We start from the raw sequence: 24777 nt of genomic DNA, 5'->3' as shown, positions 1-24777 counted from the left end.
ACAATCTACTCATTGTTGAAAAAAATATTTTTATTCGTAAAGCAACCCTTAGGTAAAACTAAATTTATATGTAATTTTGCTTCCATGATTTTTAATAAAGAGACCGCAAAAAAAACAGCTGAAGTATTATTGCAAGTCAACGCAATAAAGCTTAGTCCAAATGATCCATTTACCTGGGCTTCAGGATGGAAATCTCCAATTTATTGTGACAACCGTATTGTATTATCGTTTCCATTAATTCGTAATTATATTAGTGAAACCATGGGTAAACAAATTGAAAGCCAATATGGTAAACCTGATGCTATTGCTGGTGTAGCAACTGGAGCTATCGGTATAGGTATGCTGGTTGCAGATTATTTAGGGCTGCCTTTTATCTATGTAAGACCAGACGCCAAAGGGCATGGTAGAAAAAATCAAATAGAAGGCTTTATTGAAGGCGGACAAAATGTTGTAGTTGTTGAAGACTTAATAAGCACAGGAAAAAGTAGCCTAAATGCCGTAAAAGCCTTGAAGGAAGCGCATATAAATGTTAAGGGTATGATTGCTATTTTTACTTATGGTTTTGATGTGGCTTCAGAAAATTTTAGTAAAGAGCATATAGAATTATTAACGCTTAGCAACTACGAAAATTTGCTGGAACAAGCTTTAGACACCAATTATATTTCTGAAAAAGAATTAAAGACATTATCTGAATGGAATAGTAACCCCTCAGAATGGAACGCTAATTGATATACTCATTACTAAAATAAAAATTCATGAAATTAGAATCTCCAAAAATTAACGTTAGCAAGTCTCCTCAAGAGGTATTTGATTTTTTATCTGATGTTAAAAATTTTGAATCTTTAATGCCTGAAAATATTAGTAAGTTTGAAGTTTTAGAAAATGACAAATTCTTATTTGCTCTAAAGGGTATGCCCGAAATTATTCTAAAAAAGAAAGAGGCCATCGCTCCAAATAAAATAGTTTTAGGAGCTGCTGGAGGAAAATTAGATTTTTCGCTTACTGGAAATATTGTTGAGGTTAATGAAACCTCTAGCGAGGTTCAATTAGAATTTACTGGAGATTTTAACCCCATGATGGCAATGATGATAAAAGGGCCTATTAGCAAGTTTATTGAAACCCTTGCTACCAGTATTCCAAATGCAATTTAATATAAAAGCTCTATAGTTTTTAAGTCAAACTCTTTTGTAATATCATCTTCCAACAAAACTTGTAGGTTTCCAGATTGGGAAATTCCTTTTATAAAACCAGAAAAAATAGAACCTTCAACATCTTTAAATGTTGAAGGTTTATTTTTTCTAAACAAGTATTTCTCGTATTCATTTTTTAAAATATGACATTGCCCTTTTTCCAAAAGAAGAAAATAGTGTTCTAAATTTTTTAGAATAGCATGAACGATTTCATCTAAGTCAAAAACTTTTCCCGATATAATTTTCAAAGATGAAGCTTTAGGTAAATTTTTAAATTCGGTTTGATTTACATTTAAACCAATACCAATAATAGAGGCATTAATATTATTTTGTTTTATGACATTTTCAATTAAAATACCACAAATCTTCTTGTCTTCTGACAAAATGTCGTTTGGCCATTTTACGCTTAATCGAGAAATTGAAAAAAATTGAAGTGTCTTTAATAAGGCTAAAGAAGTAACAATACTAATATAAAAAGGGTGTTCCAAATGAAATTGGGACATTTCCTTAAACACACTAAATGTAAGGTTTTTAGATGCTTCAGAGCTCCAAACTGTTCCCATTTGACCACGTCCTTGTGTTTGTTCTTTTGCAATAACTGTCGTATAATCTTGTATAATTTCCTTGGCACTAAGCTTTCTCAAATAGCTATTTGTAGAATCGATGGCATTAAGTTTGACTATAAGCATAATGAGGTTATTGTGACAGTATAAAATCTTATAACTATTTTAAAGTATAAAGAACTAAAAAAATAATAACTTTGCATAAATTAAATAAATTTAATGGCGAAAGAAAATATAAGCACAGACCAACTAATATCTGTAATAATAAATGGCATTGAAGATGTTAAAGGTGATAAAATAAATATTCTAGATTTAAGAGAGATTGAAAATACGGTTTGTGATTACTTTATAATTTGTGAGGGGACTTCAAACACACAGGTAAACGCTATAGTTAATTCAATACAAAAAAAAGTAAGCAAAGAACTTAAAGATAATCCTTGGCATACCGAAGGCGTAGATAACGCCGAATGGGTGTTAATAGACTATGTCAATGTTGTAGTACATGTGTTTCAAAAACATATTAGAGAGTATTATGATATTGAAAGTCTTTGGGGAGACGCAAAAACAACAGTTATAGAAAATAGTTACTAAAAAATCAGATGGCAAACGACAAAAAAAATACAAAAGACAAAAAACCAAAATTTAGTCCATATTGGATTTATGGCATATTAATAGCTGTTTTCTTAGGTTTTCAATTATTTAGTAATGGAAGCTACCAAGATGGTAATCAAACGACACCTTCAGACTTTTTTAGATTTTTAGAAGATGGAGATGTTGAGAAAGTTGATATTGTAAAGAATACACGCGTAGCCAGGGTTTACTTAACTAAAGACGCTGAAGCCAAAGAGGTTCATAAAAATTCAAAGCCTACAACACTTATTCCATCTTCAACAAAGTTACCAAACTATAAATTTGAGTTTGGTGATCTTCAAAATTTTGAGAATCGTTTAAACGAGCTAACAAAAGATTTAACCGTTAAACCTGTTGTAACATTTGATACAGAAACTAATGATTGGGGAAATCTTTTGATGGGCATACTTCCTTTTATTTTGCTTATTGGGGTTTGGATTTTTATCATGCGCCGTATGTCTGGTGGTGGTGCTGGTGGTGCTGGCGGGCAGATTTTTAATATTGGAAAATCCAAAGCGAAACTCTTCGACCAGAATACAGAAGTAAAAACAACGTTTAAAGATGTTGCTGGTTTAGAAGGCGCTAAAGAAGAAGTTCAGGAAATCGTAGACTTTCTTAAATTTCCAGAAAAATATACAACATTAGGAGGTAAAATCCCAAAAGGCGCTTTACTTGTAGGACCTCCTGGAACAGGAAAAACCTTGTTGGCCAGAGCTGTTGCTGGAGAAGCTAAAGTTCCTTTCTTCTCTTTATCGGGTTCAGATTTTGTCGAAATGTTTGTTGGCGTAGGTGCATCTCGTGTTCGCGATCTTTTTAAACAAGCCAAAGAAAAATCACCATCTATAATTTTTATAGACGAAATAGATGCTATTGGGCGTGCCAGAGGAAAAAATGCGATGTCTGGAAGTAATGATGAGCGTGAAAACACATTGAATCAGTTGTTGACAGAAATGGATGGTTTTGGTACAAATACTAACGTTATTGTAATTGCAGCTACCAACAGAGCCGATATCTTAGATAAAGCATTAATGCGTGCTGGTCGTTTTGATAGACAAATTTTTGTGGATCTTCCAGATGTTCGTGAGCGTAAAGAAATTTTTGAGGTACATTTAAGACCATTAAAAAAAGCCAAAGACCTAGATACCGATTTCCTTTCAAAACAAACACCAGGGTTCTCAGGAGCAGATATAGCCAATGTTTGTAATGAAGCTGCCTTAATTGCCGCTAGAAATGGCAAGAAGGCTGTAGACAAGCAAGATTTTCTTGATGCTGTAGATAGAATTATTGGCGGATTAGAAAAGAAAAATAAAATAATAACTCCAAGCGAGAAAAAAGCTGTTGCCTTTCATGAAGCTGGTCACGCGACGGTAAGCTGGATGCTTGAACATGCTGCTCCATTGGTTAAAGTAACTATTGTTCCTCGTGGTCGCTCATTAGGTGCCGCATGGTATTTACCTGAAGAACGCCTAATTGTTAGACCAGAACAAATGTTAGATGAGATGTGTGCTGCGCTTGGTGGTCGTGCTGCCGAGAAAGTCATTTTCGATAAAATATCTACAGGGGCACTTAGTGATTTAGAAAAGGTAACAAAACAAGCCAGAGCCATGGTTACCATTTATGGTCTGAGTGATAAAATTGGAAATTTAACTTACTACGATTCTGGACAAAGCGAATATGGCTTTACCAAACCTTATAGTGAACAAACGGCAGAATTGATCGATAAAGAAATTTCAAATATTATCGAAGAACAATACCAACGAGCTATCAAATTGCTTGAAGACAATAAAGATAAACTAACCGAGCTTGCCGAAGTTCTTCTCGAAAAAGAGGTTATCTTCAAAGATAATCTTGAAAAAATATTTGGGAAGCGTGATTTTGAAAAGGAGGTACGCGAAAACTTAGACAAATAGCTCGATAAGCACATATTTTGTTAAGCTTTTTAGTAAAAATCTTAAATTAATCGTATGGTTAATTTAAGATTTTTTATATTTGATAAACCTCATAAAGAATTCTGTTAATAGCAACCCACTTAAATGAGTCTTTTTAGAAAAATTTTTGGTTCCAAGTCTGAACGTTCAGGGGAAGAATTGAAATCTGACGATAGAGGCAAATATATGCCTGAGATAAAACTACCAATAGATGAAAGGTTTACTATAAACTTCAAAGCTAATGGCGGTAAGTTCTTATATTGTGAGAATTTAAACGAGATATTTTTCAATTTAGATCATATTCTTGAGGAAAATAATTGGAAAGAAAAAAAGGTCTTATTACTTGACGACAATTTAAAAAACAAATTTAAAAACTCTAATCTTAAAGACACGAACAATATAAGTGAGTCAACTTTTTTGCTAACAACTTGTGAAAATCTTATTGCTAACGACGGATCATTACTTATCTCCTCAAAGCAAATTTTTGAAAAAAAACTTCCTGAATTACCTGTAAACTTTATTGTATTTGCTACAACAAGTCAGATTGTTGAAAATATTGGAGAAGGCTTGCGCGGTATAAAATCTAAAAACAGGCAAAAAATCCCGACTAATATTACAACCATAAAGCATTTTAAATCCAACGATGAAAAAGATTTTCTAAGTTATGGTAGTAGTGCAAAAAACCTTTACCTACTACTTTTAGAAGATTTATAGAATGAAAGAAATCCTTATTCGATCACTTTCTGGGCTACTCTACGTCTTGTTACTAATTCTATGCTTGAATTACGAACAGCTATCAATAGGTCTTTTTTTTGTTTTTGGTCTGGTCTGTTTGGGTGAGTTCAAAAAACTTATTCAGCTTAAAAGTTATATCCCCTACTTTATTTTTATTGTCCTTTATGCTATTTTTGGATATTGGCAATCGGTATTAAATACTGACACAGGTTTAGATGAGGCGACTCAAATATTGATGGTACTCACTATTTTTGTTGAGCTATTTCTAATAAAAGACTTATTTTCAGAAAAAACCATCCCGCTCTTTGCTTCAAAGCGTTTTATTCTCACAACCTTTTATTTATCAAGTGCTTTTGTATTCTTGATTTTAATAGCCAATTATCATAAAATCTACAATCCAAATATATTATTAGGGTCTTTTATTTTAGTCTGGGTAAATGATTCTTTTGCATTTTTAGTGGGTAAAAATTTTGGAAAGCAAAAACTTTTTGAAAAAATATCACCTAAAAAAACAGTGGAAGGTTTTCTTGGCGGATTATTTTTTTCATGTGTGGCCAGCTATTTTATCGCTACCTTTACAGAGCTATTAGGCTTTACAAGTTGGCTAATTTTAAGTATTGTTATTAGCGTATTTGGAACTTTAGGAGACTTAATAGAGTCCAAATTTAAAAGACAGGCTAATGTTAAGGATAGTGGTGTTATCATGCCTGGTCATGGCGGATTGTTAGATCGATTAGACAGCATTATTTTTGCAGCACCATTTATATATTTATTTTTAAGAATTATACAATATGTTTCATAAAGAAGGCCATAAAATTATACTTATAACTTTTATATTTACCATTGCATCTTTTCTATTGGTTGACAATTTTATTGAGATTCAGTGGATAAATACGCTTATTGTAGTAGTGCTTCTAGTATTTTTAATACTTATACTTCAATTTTTTAGAAACCCTAAACGCCATACATCACTCAATAGCAAGCAAGTGGTTTCTCCAGTTGATGGAAAAGTTGTTGTCATTGAAGAAGTTTTTGAAAAGGAGTATTTTAAAGAAAAGCGTTTGCAAGTTAGTGTATTTATGTCTCCAATAAATGTTCATGTTACGCGTTATCCAATTAGTGGCAATGTTATTTTTAGCAAATACCATCCTGGTAAATATTTGGTAGCATGGCACCCCAAAGCAAGTGAAGAAAATGAACGCACAACTGTAGTAGTTGAAAATGAAACATATGGTAAAGTACTTTATAGACAAATTGCAGGAGCCTTGGCAAAACGCATTGTAAACTATGCCAAACTAAATGATAAGGCTGTGCAAGGCGAAGATTCTGGTTTTATAAAATTTGGGTCTAGAGTCGATTTATTTTTACCTTTAGATACAAATATTAAAGTCCAGCTTAACCAAAAAGTTCGTGGTGGCGAAAGTGTTATTGCAGAAGTTTAATGACCGATATAGAGTTAGATATAGAGTTTCAAAATGCTGTTAGCAGAGTAAATGCGCATACTCAACCTTTTCCAGCAGATACGCTATTAAAGCTTTATGCGTATTATAAAAAAGCTACCAACGACTATGGCAGACCTAAAAGTAAAAAGCCCATCATCAATGCTTTTAAAACCAACGCACTATTTCAGGCCAAGGACATTAGCGAAAATAAAGCTAAACGCCTGTACATCGAATTGGTGAACAGTTATTTTTTGTATAGGGAATAAAATTATTCCAGCCTTCATTAAGAACTCCATAAATTAAGCTTATTATTATTTCCCTGAGCGGGATTCCTGTTTTAACAGGAAGTGTCAAAATAGTATTTAAACGTTAAATAAAAAGCCCATCAACAATGTTGACAGGCTTTCTTGAAGAAAAATAATTTAAGTTAGTTTTTATTTCTTCTTCTTATCTTCTAGTTTTTGAACGGTATCATACATGATTGGTGTTGCAATAAACAACGATGAATACGTACCTACTATAACACCTACAATTAAGGCAAACATAAAGCCTCTAATAGAATCTCCACCAAAAATAAAGATTGCCAATAACACCACCAAAGTAGTTAAAGAGGTATTTAATGTTCTACTTAGGGTACTGCTAAGCGATACATTTACAACGCGATTAAATTCCCAATTAGCATGATCATTAAAGAACTCACGAATTCTATCAAATACTACCACGGTATCATTTAATGAATAACCAATAACCGTTAAAATAGCCGCAATAAATGCTTGGTCTATTTCCATATTAAATGGCATAAACTTATAAGTTAAAGAGAATATTCCCAAAACAATCAATACATCATGGAATACTGCAGCAACTGCTCCCAAAGAAAATTGCCATCTTTTAAAACGGATTAAAATATAAAGGAATACAACTATTAAAGATCCTAAAATCGCCCAGAAAGAGGCTTGTTTAATATCATCTGCAATCGTTGGGCTTACTTTGTAATATTTCATTAAACCAACTTTCTTAGTATCTGAATCGCTAATAAAATCTTCATAAGACATACCATCTAAATGCGGTTGCAGCGCTTCAAATAACGATTTTCTAATAGCTTCATCTACCTCAGCTCCTGTTTCATTTACTTTATATTTTGTTGTAATTTTCAATTGATTGGCATCACCAAAAGTCTTAGCATCAGCGCTCGCAAAAACATCGGGTTTTGATAAAATATTTGTAATTTCTGAAGCACTAACATCTTGGCTAAAACGCACCTGATATGTTCTTCCTCCAACAAAATCAACACCCTGATCTAAACTATTGGTAAACAAAGACCCTAAACTTAATACAATAAAAGCTCCAGAAATAATATAAGCTATTTTACGTTTTTGCAGGAATTCGATGTTTATGTTTCTGAAAAGGTTTTTTGTAACCCCTGTAGAAAAGTCCAATTTACCACCTTTGTTAGCATACCAGTCAATTAACAACCTAGTAATAAATATAGCTGTAAATAAAGAGGTACCAATACCTATTAATAAAGTTGTTGCAAATCCTTTAATGGGTCCAGAACCAAATATAAATAGAATCAATGCTGTTAAACCAGTGGTAATGTTCGCATCTAAAATAGATGATAGCGCATTACTAAATCCATCTTTAATAGCCTCTTTTTGGCCTTTACCTTTTGTTAACTCTTCTCGAATACGCTCAAATATAAGTACATTTGCATCTACCGACATCCCTATTGTTAATACAATACCTGCAATACCTGGTAAGGTTAATACAGCTCCTAATCCTGATAATATACCAAAGATTAATAATATGTTTAATAACATGGCAACATCTGCAAAACCACCAGCTTTACCATAATAAAATACCATCCAAATGAGTACTAATGTTAATGCTATTAAGAACGATGTCGTACCACTATCGATAGATTCTTGACCAAGTGATGGTCCAACCACTTCACTTTGAATAATATCAGCAGATGCTGGTAATTTACCTGCACGTAGTACATTTGCTAAATCGACTGCCTCATTTAACGTGAAACTTCCAGATATTGAAGAGTTACCTCCAGCAATAGGTCCTGTTTTAACACTAGGCGCTGAATATACAATATCATCTAAAACAATAGCTATTTGACTTTGTTGGTTATATGCTTTACCTGTCATGGCCTCCCAAATTTTAGCTCCTTTAGCATTCATTTGCATAGAAACTTCTGGTTTTCCAGATGGCCCAAATTGATTACGAGCATCTACAATAACGGCTCCGCTTAACTGAGGTGTATTATCTCTATTTCCTACCAGAGCATATAAATCTACTATTTCACTATCCTTTTCTGGTTTTCCAAAAACAAATTTAACATAACGTTGCTCCGCAGGAAGTAAAGCCCTTACTTCAGGTCTGTTTAAATAATCGAGAAGTATGGCCTTATCTTTAAGCTCAAACCTTCCAATAATAGCATCTCCCTGGTAACCTGACCCTCTGTATAAATCTAGAATAGGATTGTTTTCAGATTCCACAGCTGTTGAATCAGTAGTTGCATCTCCTAAAAGGTCATCAATAGTGTCATCCTCCGTATTTTCTCCATCCTGAGGCTCTTGCTCTTCTTCTGTTGCTTCTGGTTTTACAGATGCTTTTAACACTTCATTAGCTTGGGCCAAAAAGCCAAAAAATTGCTCACCTTTATAAGCATCCCAAAACTCTAATTGTGCCGTATTTTGTAATAATCTTATAGCACGTTCTTTATCTTTAACACCTGGTAATTCAACTAAAATACGACCCGAATTACCTAGACGTTGAATAGTAGGTTGTGTAACACCAAACTCATCAATACGCTTACGCAATACCTCAAAAGCTGATACAATTGATTCATCTACCTTCTGTCCTATAACTTGCTTAACCTCATCATCAGACATATTGCTATTAATTTCACCATCCAAATCTTTTGTATAAAAAATATCTGGTGATGCTAATCTAGTGTCACCTTTGATAGCATCAAAAGCTCTGAAAAAAGATTCTAAATAAGACTCTTGAGCATCTTTTTGAAGTTCTTCAGCATCATCTAAGGCTTTATTAAATGCTGGGTCTTTACTTTTATTAGCTAGTCCTTCTAAAATATCTCTTACAGAAATTTGTAAAGTCACACTAACCCCTCCTTTAAGGTCCAGCCCCAAAGGCATGGCTTTTTCTTTCACTTGATTATAAGTGAATTTGGAAATACCAAGATTAAAAACGGTGTCGGTTGCAATAGATTCTAAATAACTAACTTCCTCCTGACTTCTCTTAGCACGATAATCGGCTTCCGTTTCTGGAATTTTATTGATCGCTACCTCTTCGGCATTGCTTTCTATTTGATTTGCTTTAAATGTGAACGATAACTGATAAATACTTACTAGTCCGAACAACACAGCAAATAATTTTACTAATCCTTTATTTTGCATGTTTATATTATTTTGGTCAATTTTTAAAAATGAGCAAATGTATGATTTACTCTATATTTTGACAATTATTTTTTGTGATTCAAATAAGACGATTCATTATTTTCAAGCTAATGATAAAACTTGTCTTATTGTATTTTTATGTTTTTGAAAAATGCTTTTAATATTGTATTTCTTCCCTGAGGCATTTAGTCATACCATCATTTATTTGAAAAGTAAAAAAGCATTATTTAATAAGGTTAAGAATTCCCTTTACGAAGTTGGTCCAGCTCTAACGTCAGGAACATTATAAGACATATCATCTATTGCAATTGTAATATGTCTCTGTACTTTATAGACTACTCCAACAATCCTATCTTTTTCACTACTATCTATTTTAGCAATGTATAGATTTGGATTGGTAAATCGGTCATATTCATGCTTTAACTCAGCAACGTATATTCCATTTAGGTCAGATTCTCCATCTGTTCCTTTTTGAATTTCATATACATCTAAGTTATAACTGTTTTTGTTTTCGTTGGAAGGGATCTTGTTCTGACCTTTATCCTGGTTCTGTGAAGCGTAATCTAGCTCTAGATCTTTTTCTTTGGAAAGTAATTCTTTTACACTAGCAACATGAACATCACTATAATATGTGATTTTTAACCGTCCATCTTCCTTTTCTCCTACCTGTACATTATCAATCCCTAAGGTTCGCAATTGCTTCTTTACAACTGCAATGGCATCTTGAACTTCGTCAGATGTTACCTCATCATAGATGAATTCCATGACAATTTCCTGATTTGGTACAGAAATTTGCTCCTGGCAAACACCTAATAAAATAAGGGCTATAACTAAAGTACTAAAGTACCATTTCGCTTTCATGCGTAATATCTATTGATTTCAACGGTCATGTAATATCCATAAAGTCTTTTCACCATATAATGAAGATACCGCTATGAACATTTCAAGAGCCAAATATAAAAAATAAAGACAGTTTTTCTACGGTCTTTTACATAAATATCTCATTTAAAGTACTGAATATTATAAATTTTCTATCAGAGAATAACAGAAAGTAAATATGTGGCCTAATAAGTATACACACATATTTTCATTATATAACAAAAAAGGCTACCAAAATATTGATAGCCCTTAAATATATTTAAAAAGTAAGCTTCTATACACCTACCTCTAATAGTCCGTTTGTTTTCCTAACACCTTCAGCACTAGCTTGCATATGTGCTTTTTCTGCATCGCTCAAAGGCACGTCAACAATGCTCTCTATACCATTTCTACCCAAAATAACCGGTACACCAATACAGATATCACTTAAACCATACTCCCCTTCTAAAAACGTAGAACAAGGGAACATTTTTTTCTGGTCGCAAGCAATCGCTTGTACCAAAGCACTTACTGCTGCACCTGGTGCATACCAAGCAGAAGTTCCTAATAATTTAGTAAGTGTAGCTCCACCTACTTTAGTATCTTCTTTTACTTGATTTAATCTATCTTCACTCAAAAACTCAGATACTCTAACACTGTTTCTGGTTGCTTGGCTTGTTAATGGCACCATCCCTGTATCACTATGACCACCAATTACCATACCGTCAACATCGCTAATAGGTGCTCCTAAAGCTTCTGCCAACCTATATTTAAATCGGGCAGAGTCTAATGCACCACCCATACCAATAATTCTATTTTTAGGTAAGTTAGTTGACTTATGTGCTAGATATGTCATGGTATCCATTGGGTTACTAACTACAATAAGAATCGTGTTTGGAGAATGCTCTATTAAACTTGATGATACAGATTTTACAATACCTGCATTAATTCCTATTAATTCTTCCCGTGTCATACCTGGTTTACGAGGAATCCCAGAAGTAATCACACAAATATCACTATTTGCAGTTTTACTATAATCGTTTGTAATACCTGTTATTTTAGTATCAAAACCATTCAATGATGCAGTTTGCATCAAATCCATGGCTTTTCCTTCCGCATAACCTTCTTTAATGTCTAATAAAACGACTTCCGAAGCAAAATCTTTAATAGCAATATATTCAGCACAACTTGCGCCTACTGCTCCTGCTCCTACAACTGTTACTTTCATCTATTATTTATTTTATTGTTATTTCTAGGCCCTTGAATATTCACTTTTTAGTGAAATTTTATCGATACAAATCTCATAATTTAAAAGCCTAAATTATATGATTTTAGTCATACAAAACTACGAATTAATATACTCTAAATAAAAAAAGTACAAGATTAAATCTTGTACTTTTAAAAACTAATTAATGAAATATAAACTAACTTAACTAAATGACTTTTTTTTCAACTTTTATCTAAAACTAAACGCTATTCCTGCGGATAATGTATTATACTCTTGCAATGTATAATCTCCAAAAAGCTTAAAGAAACCTAAACTTAGTCTTACGCCTAATGTCGTTCTAAAACCACTGGCATCAAAATCTAGGTTTAAAGGATCTGTAACTGGAATAGCTACTGGAATGTTATCATACTGTAGTTCATAAGTCCCTAACATTTTTAGTGTTGAGCTACCTCCAGTGTACCCCAATCCACCATAAATATTAACAATTGGGAAGTTTAACGACCCTATGGCTTGAACTGTATATGCATTTAATTTAAACTCTGCTCTTTGATTTTGACCAGGTATCACATTACCATCGATGCCATAATTTACATCCATAGAGGTATAAGCCGCTAATACAGAAACATGTAATGGCAACTTATCAACTGGCCCGAAAATGCTCGTTATTTCTTTTTTAAGTCCTACTCCAAATAATTTCCCTTTTACATCATCGCTTCCTACTTCGGGAACTAAACGCAGCATCACATCAAATTTATAAGGCAAGCCCACACCTAATTGTATTGCTGGTGTTGGTACTGCTCCTAGAGGCAAATCATCATTTATACCAGAAGGCATTTCAAATGAAGCTGTTACAGTCTGGCCTTCAACGGTAGCGTTTACATCTAACATAGCTCCATCACCTTTACCAGCAACGGTTGGGGTTACAGAAGATCCTGATGCCGTTATACTTGTTAACCCTAAGTTTGCAATATCGAAGAATTCATCTTTTGATGGTACCATAGAAGCATTCATAGCAATTGTAACATCGAACCCTAGTTTTTTATGGACTTTAGCCGTATGGTACCAACCACTATTCATACCATAAATTAATCCTGTCATTGCAGGACCAATGTAACTATTCGTTAATTTGTTAGCATCGTCTCTAGATGCCAGTAGAATACTTTCCAGTTCTTGCGAACGAGACACATGTGCTACTAATAATAGCAAACATAATAAGGTTAACTTTTTCATTCTTTTGTTAATTTGGTTAGAACAAAAGTATAAAAAAAACGACTACAAACAACTTTTTATCGAAAAAAAATGCATTTCAACGATATTTTACTATAAAAAGAAACCCTGACATGAATCATATCAGGGTTTTATAAAGAATTATTATTTAAGCTATTTAAGCATCAATATTTGCATAAATAGCATTCTTTTCAATGAAATCTCTACGAGGCGGTACTTCATCTCCCATTAGCATCGAGAAAATTCTATCTGCTTCGGTACCATTATCGATTTGCACTAAACGCATGGTTCTAAATTCTGGGTTCATAGTCGTATCCCAAAGTTGTTCTGCGTTCATCTCTCCAAGACCTTTATATCGTTGAATCTTAGAATTTTCTCCAAACTGTCCGATAATCTCGTCCCGTTCTTTGTCAGTCCATGCATATTGTTTTTTAGCACCTTTTTTAACCAAGTATAAAGGAGGCGTAGCAATATAGACATGTCCATTCTCTATCAATTCCTTCATATATCTAAAGAAGAAGGTTAAAATCAAAGTCGCAATGTGACTACCATCAATATCGGCATCACACATGATAACAATTTTATGGTAGCGTAACTTAGAAAGGTTTAATGCTTTGCTATCCTCTTCGGTTCCAATAGTCACACCTAGTGCGGTGAAAATATTCTTGATCTCTTCATTTTCGAAGACCTTATGCTGCATGGCCTTTTCAACATTTAAAATCTTACCACGAAGCGGAAGGATGGCTTGAAATGCACGATCACGACCTTGTTTGGCCGTTCCACCTGCCGAATCTCCCTCAACAAGAAAAACTTCACATTTTGCAGGATCTTGCTCTGAGCAATCGGATAATTTTCCAGGGAGCCCTCCAATAGACATCACCGTTTTACGCTGCACCATCTCACGTGCCTTTTGTGCTGCATGACGGGCCTGAGCAGCTAAAATCACTTTTTGTACAATGGTCTTAGCATCTTCAGGGTGTTCTTCCAGATAGTCTGTTAACATTTCTGAAACCGCCTGACTAACACATGCCGAAACTTCACGGTTACCTAATTTCGTTTTGGTCTGTCCTTCAAATTGTGGTTCTGCTACTTTTACAGAAACAATAGCTGTTAATCCTTCACGGAAATCGTCGCCGGAAATATCAAACTTTAATTTGTCCAGCATCCCAGATTCATCTGCATACTTTTTTAAGGTATGTGTTAATCCACGACGAAAACCAGATAGGTGGGTTCCCCCTTCATGGGTATTAATATTATTTACATAAGAATGTAAATTTTCTGCATACGATGTGTTGTATACCATAGCAACCTCTACTGGTACGCCATTCTTTTCACCTTCAAAAGCAATTACATCTTTCATTAAAGGCTCTCGAGTCGCATCTAAATACTTAATAAATTCTTTTAATCCTTCATCAGAATGAAATGTTTCGCCTTCAAATTCGCCATCTTCCTTTTTAGTTCTTTTGTCAACTAAATGAATCGTAATCCCTTTATTCAAATAGGCCAACTCGCGCAAACGACTCGCCAAAGTATCGTAACTATACTCTAAAGTTTGTGTAAAAATAGTAGGATCTGGCTTAAAAGTAACGATTGTTCCTCTTTTATCAGTATCTCCAATTGATTTAACAGGGTATAGCGTTTTCCCGCGTTCATACTCCTGCTCATAAATTTTTCCGCCTCTATATACTGTCGCTTTTAAATGTTCCGATAGTGCATTTACACAACTCACACCTACACCATGCAATCCTCCAGATACTTTATAAGAATCTTTATCAAACTTCCCACCTGCTCCAATTTTAGTCATAACAACCTCAAGAGCAGAAACGCCTTCTTTTTTATGTAAATCTACTGGAATACCACGACCGTCATCTTCGGTAGTTATTGAATTGTCTTCATTAATAGTTACCGTAATATTGTCGCAATGACCAGCCAACGCTTCATCAATGGAGTTATCTACAACTTCGTATACTAAATGATGTAAACCACGCACACCAACATCTCCAATATACATGGACGGGCGCATACGTACGTGCTCCATACCTTCTAAAGCCTGAATACTATCTGCCGAATATTGATTTTTGTTTTCTTCGCTCATAAAATTTTTGTCTTTTATATATGATTTTAGGTCATAAAAAAATGACGCTAATGCATCATTGTTTGGTTACTAACAAATATACAAAAACATCACCCTTTTAAAAAGCATCTCCGAGACTTTATACAATAATTATCAACAATTGTTAATTTCTTAAAAACGGCTTAAATCGTCTAAAAACAACCTTAAAATGGATTTTAGCTTTTTTTATTCTTTTTGAATTTCAAGTAAAAACATAAAACCCCATAGAAGTAATGTTTTAAATTAACATTATCATTTTTTTATTGATAATTTAGAAAAGCACAAACGTTTTTAATTAAAAAAGCTACCTAAAAATGTTATTTTGAACAACACTTTTAGGCAGTATTTTTAAAATTGTAAAATGCTTCTAGAAAATCTTACCTCTTAACAATTAGCTTTTTCGCACCAGTGTCCTGGGCTTGGACTGCTTTAACATAATAAACTCCGTCGCTTAAAAACCCTGTGTTTAATTTTGTAGTGATTCCTGGTGTTACTGCAAAACGCTTCACTTCTTGACCGTATTGGTTTATGATTTGAAAGGAATCATAGACCTTCGATTTTACATTTAAAACGCCTTTGTTAGGAACGGGATACATACTAAATGTATTTGCATTTTTTTGTAGTTTCTCTGTATTTAATACGGTTCCAAAATCTTTCCATACGTCTGCCGTTCTGTAAGCAATTTTAAGCCCCGCTGGTACATGTAAAGTCACTCCTGAGGTATTTACATTGTTAAAAACAGTTCTATCAATGGCCAAAGGAGATGCATGACCCACAGTTACCGAAGTTAATCTTATACAGCTAGCAAACGTATAACTTCCAATACTGGTAACGGAATCTGGGATATTTACCGATATTAAACCAGTACAGCCATTAAATGCACGAAGCCCTATATTCGTAACGGAATCTGGGATACTTACTGAAGTTAAACTAGAACAACTAGAAAACGCACGATCTCCAATACTAGTAACAGAATCTGGGATATTTATTGAGACCAAATTACGACATGTATAAAATGCTAATTCACCAATACTTGTAACCGAATCGGGTATAACTATAGATGCCAATCTATTACATCCACCAAATACACGATCTCCAATACTGGTGACAGCATCTGGGATGTTTACCGATGTTAAATAAGAACAGTCCCAAAAAGCCGAATCTCCAATACTCATAACAGAACTTGGAATACCTATTGAGGTTAAGCTTCTACAGCTAGAAAACGCATGCGCCCCAATACTGGTAACAAAATCTGGGATGCTTATTGAGTTTAAAACTCTGCAATTTCTAAATGCCTGAACTCCTATACTCGTAACGGAATCTGGGATACTTATTGAGACCAAGCTAGTACAATTATAAAACATACTATGCCCAATACCCGTAATGGAATCTGGGATATTTGCTGAAACTAAGCTACTACAACCAGAAAAAACATGATGCCCAACACTTATAACGGAATCTGGAATATTTACCGAACTTAAGCCTGTACAGTTCCTAAAAGCCTCATCTCCAATTTTTGTAACCCGATAAGAGTCACCATTATAGACTACAGCAGCAGGGATCACAGCATCACCTGTATAATCTACATTTACAGCAACCTCTACTGTTAGTGCCATATCATCGGTTACCCTATAGTTAATGCCATTGTATTCAAAATCCTGTCCATAGGACATCATACCACACACAAAAGTCAACAGTAAAAAAAGTATTTGTTTATTCATCACGATTAGAGTTAAAATTTCATACTCGATTATGATGCAAATTTATTCAACATGACACTTGTTTTTCTCACTGAATATAGGGTATTTCCGTACCTAAATATGGCATCTTTTCTTATTCTGACCGTAAGCCTAAAAAAGACATTTATTCGTCCCCAAAAATGGGAATTACTTTTGTAATTCTGTTTTTATTAGCACAAATATTGTTAACAAAAAAAGCTGCCAATACATGGCAGCTTTAAGACCAGTCATTCTAAAAGCCCTATTTCTTGATAACCAGTTTTTTTGTACTAGTACTTTGTACTGCTTTAACATAATAAATACCGTCACTTAAAAAACTTATATTTAATTTTGTAGCGACTCCTGGTGCTACTGTAAAACGTTTCACTTCTTGACCATATTGGTTTATGATTTGAAAGGAATCATAGACCTTCGATTTTACATTTAAGACGCCTTTGTTAGGAACGGGATACATACTAAATGTATTTGCATTTTTTTGTAGTTCCTCTGTATTTAATACAGTTCCAAAATCTCTCCATACATCTGCTGCTCTGTAAGCAATTTTACGCCCCGATGGCACGTGCAAAGTCGCTGCTGCGGTATTTACATTCTCAAATACATTGCTATTAATTGACAAGGGAGATGCATGAGCAACGGTTACCGAAGTCAGTGATGTACAATCAGAAAATGCAACTTCTCCAATGCTAATCACAGAATTAGGAATACTCAATGTTGTTAAATTTTTACAGTTAGAAAACGATCTTGCTCCAATACTTGTTATAGAATTTGGAATATCTAATGATCTTAATGCTCTACAATTATAAAACCCATTTGTTCCAATGCTTACAACAGACTCTGGAATATCCAATGATCTCAGGTTTACACAGCTACTAAACGCACTGTCACCAATACTTGTTATCGAACTTGGGATACTTATTGAGATCAAACCAGTACAATTAGAAAACGTTCCTTTTTCAATAGTTGTTACAGAATCTGGGATATTCAATGATCTTAACCCTGTACTGGCTTGAAATACAAATTCTCCAATACTGGTAACAGAATCTGGAATATTTATTGACTCTAAACTACTACACCTAGAAAATGCATAACGCCCAATAGCTACAACAGAATTTGAGATAATTATTGATGTTAGCCCTGTACAGTTATAAAACGTAAAATCTTCAATTCTTGAAACTGAATCTGGAATATCGATAGTCGTTAAACCTGTACAATCCCTAAATGTACTATCTCCAATACTCACTACAGAATCTGGAATAACTATGGAAGTTAAACTTGCACAACCACGAAACGCACTACTTCCTATAGTCAAAACAGAATTCGGAATATCCAACGACGTTATGCTATGACAGCCTGCAAAGGCATAATCACGAATACCCTCTATAGAATCAGGAATATCCAATGACTCTATACGAGTGCAGCCTGAAAATGCAGATTCAGCTATAATTGAAATAGAATCAGGAATGCTTAATGACGTTATGCTACGACAGTTGCTAAACGCAAATGGACCAATACTCCTTACAGAATTTGAAATGTTTAATGACGTTAATCCTGTACAGCCTGAAAAAGCATACCTTCCAATAGTCAAAACTGAATCTGGAATATCTAAGGAGGTTAAGCCCGTACAATTTCTAAATGCATGAAAATAAATGGCTGATACGGAATTTGGAATATTTACAGATGTTAAACCTGTACAATTATGAAAAGCAGAATTTTCAATGATTTCAATAGAATTTGGCATACTCACAGACATCAACCCTACACAGTCTTTAAACGCCTCAAGACCTACAGCCTTAACCTGATAGGTAACACCACCATCTGTCACCGTAGCAGGAATCACAGCGGCTCCCGTATAGTTTGTGTTTGATGCAACCTCCACCGTTTCAGCAACAGCATCGGTAACCGTATAATTTATACCATTAAATGTAAACGTTTGTCCATAAGACAACATACCGTATAAAATGACGGTTAATAAAAAAAGTAATTGTTTGTTCATAATGATTTGGTTTTAAATTGATCTTAAATTTACAGGTCGCAATTAATTACTTTTTACAATCAATTTTAGATCAATTTTGATCACAAATCAATCAATGAAGTCCTAATCTATTTTGTGAAATCGCTAAACATCACAAATCACTCATTTGAAATCACAAATTGGTCATTTATCAATGTTATATTAGCTTTTGTTTAAAAACTTTCTTTGTTTTTTAGTTTAGTTCAAACAGAACAGATTTAAAGTTTAGAAAACAAGCATTAAACACAACGTATTTACATAGGTTGTTTTATGAAATTTTCAATCATACCACAGATGAACAAACCATGCTTTCCAACTTACAATAACGAAATATTATGCCTAGAATGAACCTTAAACGAATAATCGTTATAAAAGCAATAAAATAATTTTGGGTTTTTTATTAATTTGACAATAAAAATTGTAGATGAAGAAAAAATGATGTTTACTAAATTTATTCTACATATCTTTGACAGCAGATAACATATTATGACAAAAAATAATAACAATAATAATTTCAATAATCCTAATGTTTAGGATTAGGAAGGTTATTGTTTTTAAAAATATATAAAGCCTTCCAAATTTGGAAGGCTTTTTTGTTAAACTAAAAATTAAGACATGAGTAAAATTATGACAGTCGACGTATTGTCGAGTATTAAAGGTGCACAGCCCTCTGAGGCTGTGAGTAAATTATTTGATGTGATTAAAAATGCACAAACAGCAAATAATGCCCCCAATAATAATCATAATAACAGCGTGTCTTTAAATAATTTAAGAGATGATGTCGTGATTGAAAGCTCTGCACTAGAAAAACAGATCATTAAAGACAATTTCCCGAAAGAGAAAAATGGCTATTTAGTAGTTTCTAAAGTTATAGATGCATAGATTATGGAATCTCAAATACAACAAATCCACCAAAAATTAGTGGACAAGGAAATTTCTTGTGTCGATTTAATACAAGAAAAATTAAGCGCGCTCAAAGAGAACACTTATAACACCGTAAACTCGTTATTAACCGAATTGGCATTAGACAGAGCAGCCAAGGTGGATGCTAAAATTGCAAATGGTGACACCATTGGTTTGCTTGAGGGCATTCCATTTGGGATCAAAGATGTGTATATGCTTCAAGGTACTTATGCAACAGCAAGCTCAGACTTACTTAAAAATTATAAATCGGCATACACGGCCACAGCTATTCAAAAACTATTGGATGCAGGTGCCATACCCGTTGTAAAAGAAAACTGCGACAGTTTTGGTCATGGCTCATCTAGTGAAAATACCATCTTTGGTGCTGTTAAAAACGCTACAAATCCAGAATTAGTTGGCGGTGGTTCCAGTGGAGGTTCTGCGGTTAATGTTGCTAAGGACTACACTGTTTTTTCTATTGGTGGAGACACTGGTGGTTCGGTACGTCAGCCAGCTGGTTACAATAATGTATATGGATTAAAACCAACTTACGGACGTATTTCTCGTTATGGTTTAATGGCCTATGCATCATCGACAGACTGTGTAGGACCTATAGCTAAATCTGCTGAAGATATTCGCATTGTCCTAAACGCCATGAGTGGAAAAGACACAAAAGACCAAACAACCTATCCTTCTGAAGCTATTAAACAAGAGAGTATTTTAAACACAGCTAGCATTAAAACCGTTGGTTATTTTAAAAACTTTGTAGAAAACGAAGCGATTGATGCCAGTATCAAAACGGATTTTTTAATGTCTATTGAAAAAATAAAATCCAAGGGTATTCAGGTAAAAGAACTGGACTTCTTTAAATCTGATATTCTGGTTTCTACTTATTACACATTGGCCATGGCAGAAACCGCTTCAAACCTATCACGACTAGATGGCACCAATTATGGGGATCGCATTGACGATAAGGACTTAAAAGAATCTTATGCCATAACCCGATCTGAGAAATTTTCAGAAGAAACCAAACGTAGAATTGTTGGTGGCAACCAGGTATTGTCTCAAGGGTTTTCTGATGAAATATATTTAAAAGGCCTTGCTTTAAGAGATGCTATTTCTGAAAACTTTGAAAAAGATTTTAATGAAGTGGACATTATCTTATCGCCAGTAACACCCAATACGCCTCCTAAAATTGGGGACAGTTTAAAAGCCCCTTTAACGATGTATTTATCGGATGCTTACACAGTAGGTTTTAGCCTAGGACAACTACCAACCTTAACCGTTCCTCAAGGTACAGAAACAGGTTTACAGGTTACAGCAGCAAAAAATAATGACGAACTCGTTTTGAAGTTTGCTAACTTCTTAAAAGACACGATATAATGGACCTGAAGCAATTAGACGCGGCATTAAAAGCCCACGAATTAGAATTGGTAATCGGACTTGAAACCCACGTGCGATTAAATACCAAAACCAAGTTGTTTTGTTCTTGTCCGAATCAAGAAATAGAAACACCAAACGAAAATATATGTTCTGTTTGCACAGGGCAAATGGGGGTACTCCCAGCTATCAATAAAGAAGCTATCAATAAGGCTATTTATTTTGGAAAGGCAGTAAAATCGTCTTTTGAAAACGAAGTGATTTCCTGGGATAGAAAACATTACGAATACCCTGACAACCCTAAGAATATTCAAATTACACAGTTTCACAATCCCGTTATACCAGATGGACAAGTCTCTTGTTACCGAAATGACGGGTCTCAATTTACAGTTAACCTCACTCAAGTACACATTGAGGAAGATGCTGCTAAATTAGTACATGAAAAAGCAGTATCTCTAGTCGATTTTAATAAGGCTGGCGTACCACTTATTGAAATTGTAACCGAACCATGCATTCGACATATAGAAGATGCTTCAATTTATGCACAATACATTCAGCGTATTGTTCAGAATTTAAAAATATCGGAAGCCAATCTTGAGAAAGGCGAGTTTAAATCGGATGTATCGGTATCACTTCGTAAAAAACATAGCTATAATTTAAATCCACGTACCGAGATAAAGAACTTGAACTCGTTTAAGTTTATGGTCGAGGCTTTAAAAGAAGAAGTTGAAAAACAGTTCAACTATTATATTGAACATAAGGAATTTCGACCAGAACAAACGACCGTTTTATGGGATGCCGAGCTTAAGCAAACCAAAACGATGCGTAAAAAGGAGTTCGAGGCCGATTATCGTTTTATTTCAGAACCCGATTTACCTTTTGTTTCAATTAAAGACGTTGTTGATACTATTCAGGTAGATACCAGTACGCTTCCGTATGCTGTAGAATCCATCTTAATTAAAGGTGGTGTGCTACCTCAAGACGCTAAGTTTTTCACAGCAGATTCGTTACGTTCCAAGACTTTTATGACTATAAACAATGCCCTTAAAGATCCTTCTTTTGTGGCTAAAACATTAGTAAATAATATTGGTGCCGAAGAGTATGCAGACATACACAGAATAGAACATCTTATTGAAATTTTCCAACTCTTTAAGGATGAAAAAATAACATCTGTACTGGTTCAAAATGCCATTACATCCTATCTAAAAGACAGAGATTTTAATTATACTAAGTATTTTGAAGACAACACCATTTCGGAATCTCAAATTCAAGATGCCATTGCAAAAGTAATTTCTGAAAATGAAGCTATTGCGAATGACATTAAAGCTGGAAACCAGGGAAAAGCAGGGATCCTTGTTGGTAAAGTCATTAGCATTATTGGTAAGGGTGCCTCTGGGAAAGTCATTCGCGAAGGAGTTCTTAATCAGTTGCAAAGTTCTGAACCAGGAGCCCAAAGCACCTCTACAACACAAAAAGAAGCCCCTACAACTAGTGGTCTGCAAATAGACAGCAAAACGCAGGAAGAAATATTGCCCGAGATTCCAATTGTTATAAAAGATGAATACCGAACACATTTAATTTCTGATATTTCTGAAGAAAACATTTCCGAAGACGTTACTTTTTCTGGCTGGGTATCGAGTGTTCGCGATCATGGTGAACTTATTTTTATCGATTTAAGAGATTCCAGTAACGAAATTTTTCAGGTACGATTAAGCAGAGAATCATTCCCTAATTTGGACGAATTAGTAAAGCTTAAGCCCGAATCGGTTATTACGGTTACAGGAACATTGGTGCAACGTAAAGAAGACGATTACAACCCTGCTTTAAGAACTGGTAAAATTGAGTTGGAAACAGCTTCTTTAGAGATTTTAAATCTTTCTAAAACGCTTCCTTTTGAAATAAAAAGAGCCACTAAAACAAACGAGACCACGCGTTTTCAATACAAATACTTGGATCACAGAAATGACGATGTTCGTAGAGTTATTGTAAATCGCCACAAAGTGATTAAGCTGATGCGTGATATTTTAGATGATCGAAATTTCTTAGAAATTGAGACGCCTATTTTAAGCGCAGGAACCGATGAAGGTGCCAGAGAATTTATAGTTCCAACCCGTAAACAAGCAGGCTCATTTTACACCTTACCACAAGCCCCTCAACAATTTAAACAGATGTTGATGGTAAGTGGGTATGAAAAATATTTCCAAATAGCCCGTTGTTTTAGGGATGAAGACTCTCGTGGTGATCGTCAACCCGAATTCACGCAGTTGGATTTAGAAATGGCCTATGCCAGTATGCAGCAAATTATAGATTTGAACACCAACATGTTCAACGACATTGTTAAAAAAGTATATGGCAAAAAATGGATTTTACATCCTTTTGAAGTCCTTACCTATAAAGAAGCTATGGACAAATATGGCTGTGACAGACCAGATTTACGCTTTGGCTTACAATTGCAGGACATTACGGATATTGTAAAAGATACCACTTTCCAGGTCTTTAGTAAACCTATTGAAGAAGGTGGTATTGTAAAATGTATTAAGGTATCTGCCGAAGAGCAAGGAAAGAAACGTTTATCTAAAGGACAAATAGAAAAACTAACAGCTATTGCCCAACAGCACGGTTTAGGAGGTTTAGCATACATCATTGTTAACGAAAACGATTTACAATCACCCATCATTAAATTCTTAGGAGAAGATATTGCTTCTGGTATTATAAAGACTACCAGTGCCAAAGTAGGAGATGTCGTATTTTTCTCTGCTGCAGATTATGCTACTGCCAATAAAGCCTTAGATGCTGTTCGTCAAGAACTAGGTCGTATGTTACGCTTAATCAATCCGAAAGAATTACGACCAGCCTGGGTTATAGACTTCCCTATGTTTGAAAAAACAGATGAAGGACGCTGGACCTTTACCCATAACCCATTCTCTATGCCTGCTATTTATGATATTGAGAAGCATATGAATGGCAAAGAAGAAGAAATAGGGAGTATTATTGCCCAGCAATATGACCTTATCTTAAACGGTTATGAAATTGGAGGCGGTTCTGTTCGTGCACACAAGCCAGAAATACTGGAAGCTACCTATAAAAATATGGGGTATAATAAAGAAGAGATGCTTAAAAGTGTAGGTACTATGTACAAATCTTTCCATTACGGCGCTCCACCTCATGGTGGTATTGCCTGGGGGGTTGACAGGCTCATGATGATTTTAGAGAAAAAAGCCTCTATTCGAGAAGTTATGGCCTTCCCTAAAACAGGAACCAGTGAAGATTTATTGTTTGGTGCACCTTCTCCTTTATCCGATAAAAAAGTAGAAGAAATGAATGTCCAAATAGTTCGAAATAAATAAAGTAATATGATGCTTATTTAGAAAAAGCTTTAGCATGTGCTAAAGCTTTTTTTTTAAG

Annotated in this window: 19 protein-coding genes; 11 read left to right on the top strand and 8 right to left on the bottom strand. The window is 34.4% G+C overall.

The genetic code is table 11. From position 1 onward, the window contains the following. Positions 1 to 84 precede the first annotated feature (84 nt). Positions 85 to 729 (top strand): orotate phosphoribosyltransferase, encoded by a 645-nt coding sequence (pyrE, locus tag HHX25_RS10135; RefSeq protein WP_169672753.1) that lies wholly within the window; start codon positions 85 to 87, stop codon positions 727 to 729. Between the two features lie 26 nt (positions 730 to 755). Further along, positions 756 to 1151 (top strand): SRPBCC family protein, encoded by a 396-nt coding sequence (locus tag HHX25_RS10130; RefSeq protein WP_169672751.1) that lies wholly within the window; start codon positions 756 to 758, stop codon positions 1149 to 1151. Here the strand turns inward: HHX25_RS10130 and HHX25_RS10125 are convergent. Then, entirely contained in the window at positions 1148 to 1879 is a 732-nt protein-coding gene (locus HHX25_RS10125) for a biotin--[acetyl-CoA-carboxylase] ligase (RefSeq protein WP_169672749.1), read from the bottom strand. The two genes, HHX25_RS10130 and HHX25_RS10125, sit on opposite strands and share 4 nt — an antisense overlap. A 93-nt stretch (positions 1880 to 1972) precedes the next feature. On the opposite strand from HHX25_RS10125, the gene rsfS reads away from it, so the two are divergent. The 6 genes from rsfS (at position 1973) to HHX25_RS10095 (ending at position 6754) form a co-directional block, all read left to right on the top strand. Next, a complete protein-coding gene (gene rsfS / locus HHX25_RS10120; RefSeq protein ID WP_169672747.1) occupies positions 1973 to 2344 on the top strand; it encodes a ribosome silencing factor in 372 nt (123 codons plus the stop codon). Between the two features lie 8 nt (positions 2345 to 2352). Then, positions 2353 to 4293 (top strand): ATP-dependent zinc metalloprotease FtsH, encoded by a 1941-nt coding sequence (gene ftsH / locus HHX25_RS10115; protein ID WP_169672745.1) that lies wholly within the window; start codon positions 2353 to 2355, stop codon positions 4291 to 4293. Between the two features lie 123 nt (positions 4294 to 4416). Continuing rightward, positions 4417 to 5025, top strand: coding sequence for an LUD domain-containing protein (locus HHX25_RS10110; RefSeq protein WP_169672743.1), 609 nt, complete (start codon positions 4417 to 4419; stop codon positions 5023 to 5025). A gap of 1 nt (position 5026) precedes the next feature. Next, positions 5027 to 5848, top strand: coding sequence for a phosphatidate cytidylyltransferase (locus HHX25_RS10105; RefSeq protein WP_169672740.1), 822 nt, complete (start codon positions 5027 to 5029; stop codon positions 5846 to 5848). Then, positions 5838 to 6488, top strand: coding sequence for a phosphatidylserine decarboxylase family protein (locus HHX25_RS10100; RefSeq protein WP_169672739.1), 651 nt, complete (start codon positions 5838 to 5840; stop codon positions 6486 to 6488). Before HHX25_RS10105 ends, HHX25_RS10100 begins: the two co-directional genes overlap by 11 nt. Continuing rightward, positions 6488 to 6754: an acyl-CoA-binding protein gene (locus HHX25_RS10095; RefSeq protein WP_169672737.1), complete on the top strand. Its 267-nt coding sequence runs from the start codon at positions 6488 to 6490 to the stop codon at positions 6752 to 6754. The genes HHX25_RS10100 and HHX25_RS10095 overlap by 1 nt, the downstream gene beginning before the upstream one ends. Positions 6755 to 6922: 168 nt before the next feature. On the opposite strand, the gene secDF is transcribed toward HHX25_RS10095, so the two are convergent. From secDF to HHX25_RS10060, 7 genes are all read right to left on the bottom strand, one after another. Continuing rightward, a complete protein-coding gene (secDF, locus tag HHX25_RS10090) occupies positions 6923 to 9913 on the bottom strand; it encodes a protein translocase subunit SecDF (protein WP_169672735.1) in 2991 nt (996 codons plus the stop codon). A 249-nt stretch (positions 9914 to 10162) separates the two neighbouring features. Then, positions 10163 to 10774, bottom strand: a complete 612-nt coding sequence (locus tag HHX25_RS10085; RefSeq protein WP_169672733.1) for a hypothetical protein — start codon at positions 10772 to 10774, stop codon at positions 10163 to 10165. Between the two features lie 292 nt (positions 10775 to 11066). Further along, positions 11067 to 11999 (bottom strand): malate dehydrogenase, encoded by a 933-nt coding sequence (gene mdh / locus HHX25_RS10080; protein WP_169672731.1) that lies wholly within the window; start codon positions 11997 to 11999, stop codon positions 11067 to 11069. Positions 12000 to 12227: 228 nt separating this feature from the next. Then, positions 12228 to 13229 carry a DUF6588 family protein gene (locus HHX25_RS10075; RefSeq protein WP_169672729.1) on the bottom strand — a complete coding sequence of 334 codons (1002 nt, stop codon included), beginning with the start codon at positions 13227 to 13229 and terminating at the stop codon, positions 12228 to 12230. A 154-nt stretch (positions 13230 to 13383) separates the two neighbouring features. After that, positions 13384 to 15321 carry a DNA topoisomerase (ATP-hydrolyzing) subunit B gene (gene gyrB / locus HHX25_RS10070; protein ID WP_169672727.1) on the bottom strand — a complete coding sequence of 646 codons (1938 nt, stop codon included), beginning with the start codon at positions 15319 to 15321 and terminating at the stop codon, positions 13384 to 13386. Positions 15322 to 15716: 395 nt separating this feature from the next. Continuing rightward, the gene (locus HHX25_RS10065) at positions 15717 to 17060 is read right to left on the bottom strand and encodes a leucine-rich repeat protein (protein WP_169672725.1); all 1344 of its coding nucleotides are present in this window, start codon (positions 17058 to 17060) and stop codon (positions 15717 to 15719) included. Positions 17061 to 17319: 259 nt separating this feature from the next. Then, the gene (locus HHX25_RS10060) at positions 17320 to 19071 is read right to left on the bottom strand and encodes a leucine-rich repeat protein (RefSeq protein WP_169672723.1); all 1752 of its coding nucleotides are present in this window, start codon (positions 19069 to 19071) and stop codon (positions 17320 to 17322) included. 633 nt (positions 19072 to 19704) lie between these two features. Here HHX25_RS10060 and HHX25_RS10055 point away from each other — a divergent pair. Genes HHX25_RS10055 through gatB/aspS form a run of 3 tightly spaced genes read left to right on the top strand, consistent with a single transcriptional unit; the run spans position 19705 to position 24719 of the window. Next, the gene (locus HHX25_RS10055) at positions 19705 to 19971 is read left to right on the top strand and encodes a hypothetical protein (protein ID WP_205958028.1); all 267 of its coding nucleotides are present in this window, start codon (positions 19705 to 19707) and stop codon (positions 19969 to 19971) included. Positions 19972 to 19974: 3 nt separating this feature from the next. Beyond that, positions 19975 to 21375 (top strand): amidase family protein, encoded by a 1401-nt coding sequence (locus HHX25_RS10050; protein WP_169672721.1) that lies wholly within the window; start codon positions 19975 to 19977, stop codon positions 21373 to 21375. Further along, complete coding sequence (gene gatB/aspS, locus HHX25_RS10045; protein WP_169672719.1) at positions 21375 to 24719, top strand: bifunctional amidotransferase subunit GatB/aspartate--tRNA ligase AspS; 3345 nt, start codon at positions 21375 to 21377, stop codon at positions 24717 to 24719. The genes HHX25_RS10050 and gatB/aspS overlap by 1 nt, the downstream gene beginning before the upstream one ends. Positions 24720 to 24777 lie beyond the last annotated feature (58 nt).

The sequence above is a fragment of the Flavivirga algicola genome (assembly GCF_012910715.1).
Taxonomy (GTDB): Bacteria; Bacteroidota; Bacteroidia; order Flavobacteriales; family Flavobacteriaceae; genus Flavivirga; species Flavivirga algicola.
The sequence above is the reverse complement of the archived record's forward strand: the minus strand, read 5'-3'. Positions and strand labels throughout refer to the sequence as shown.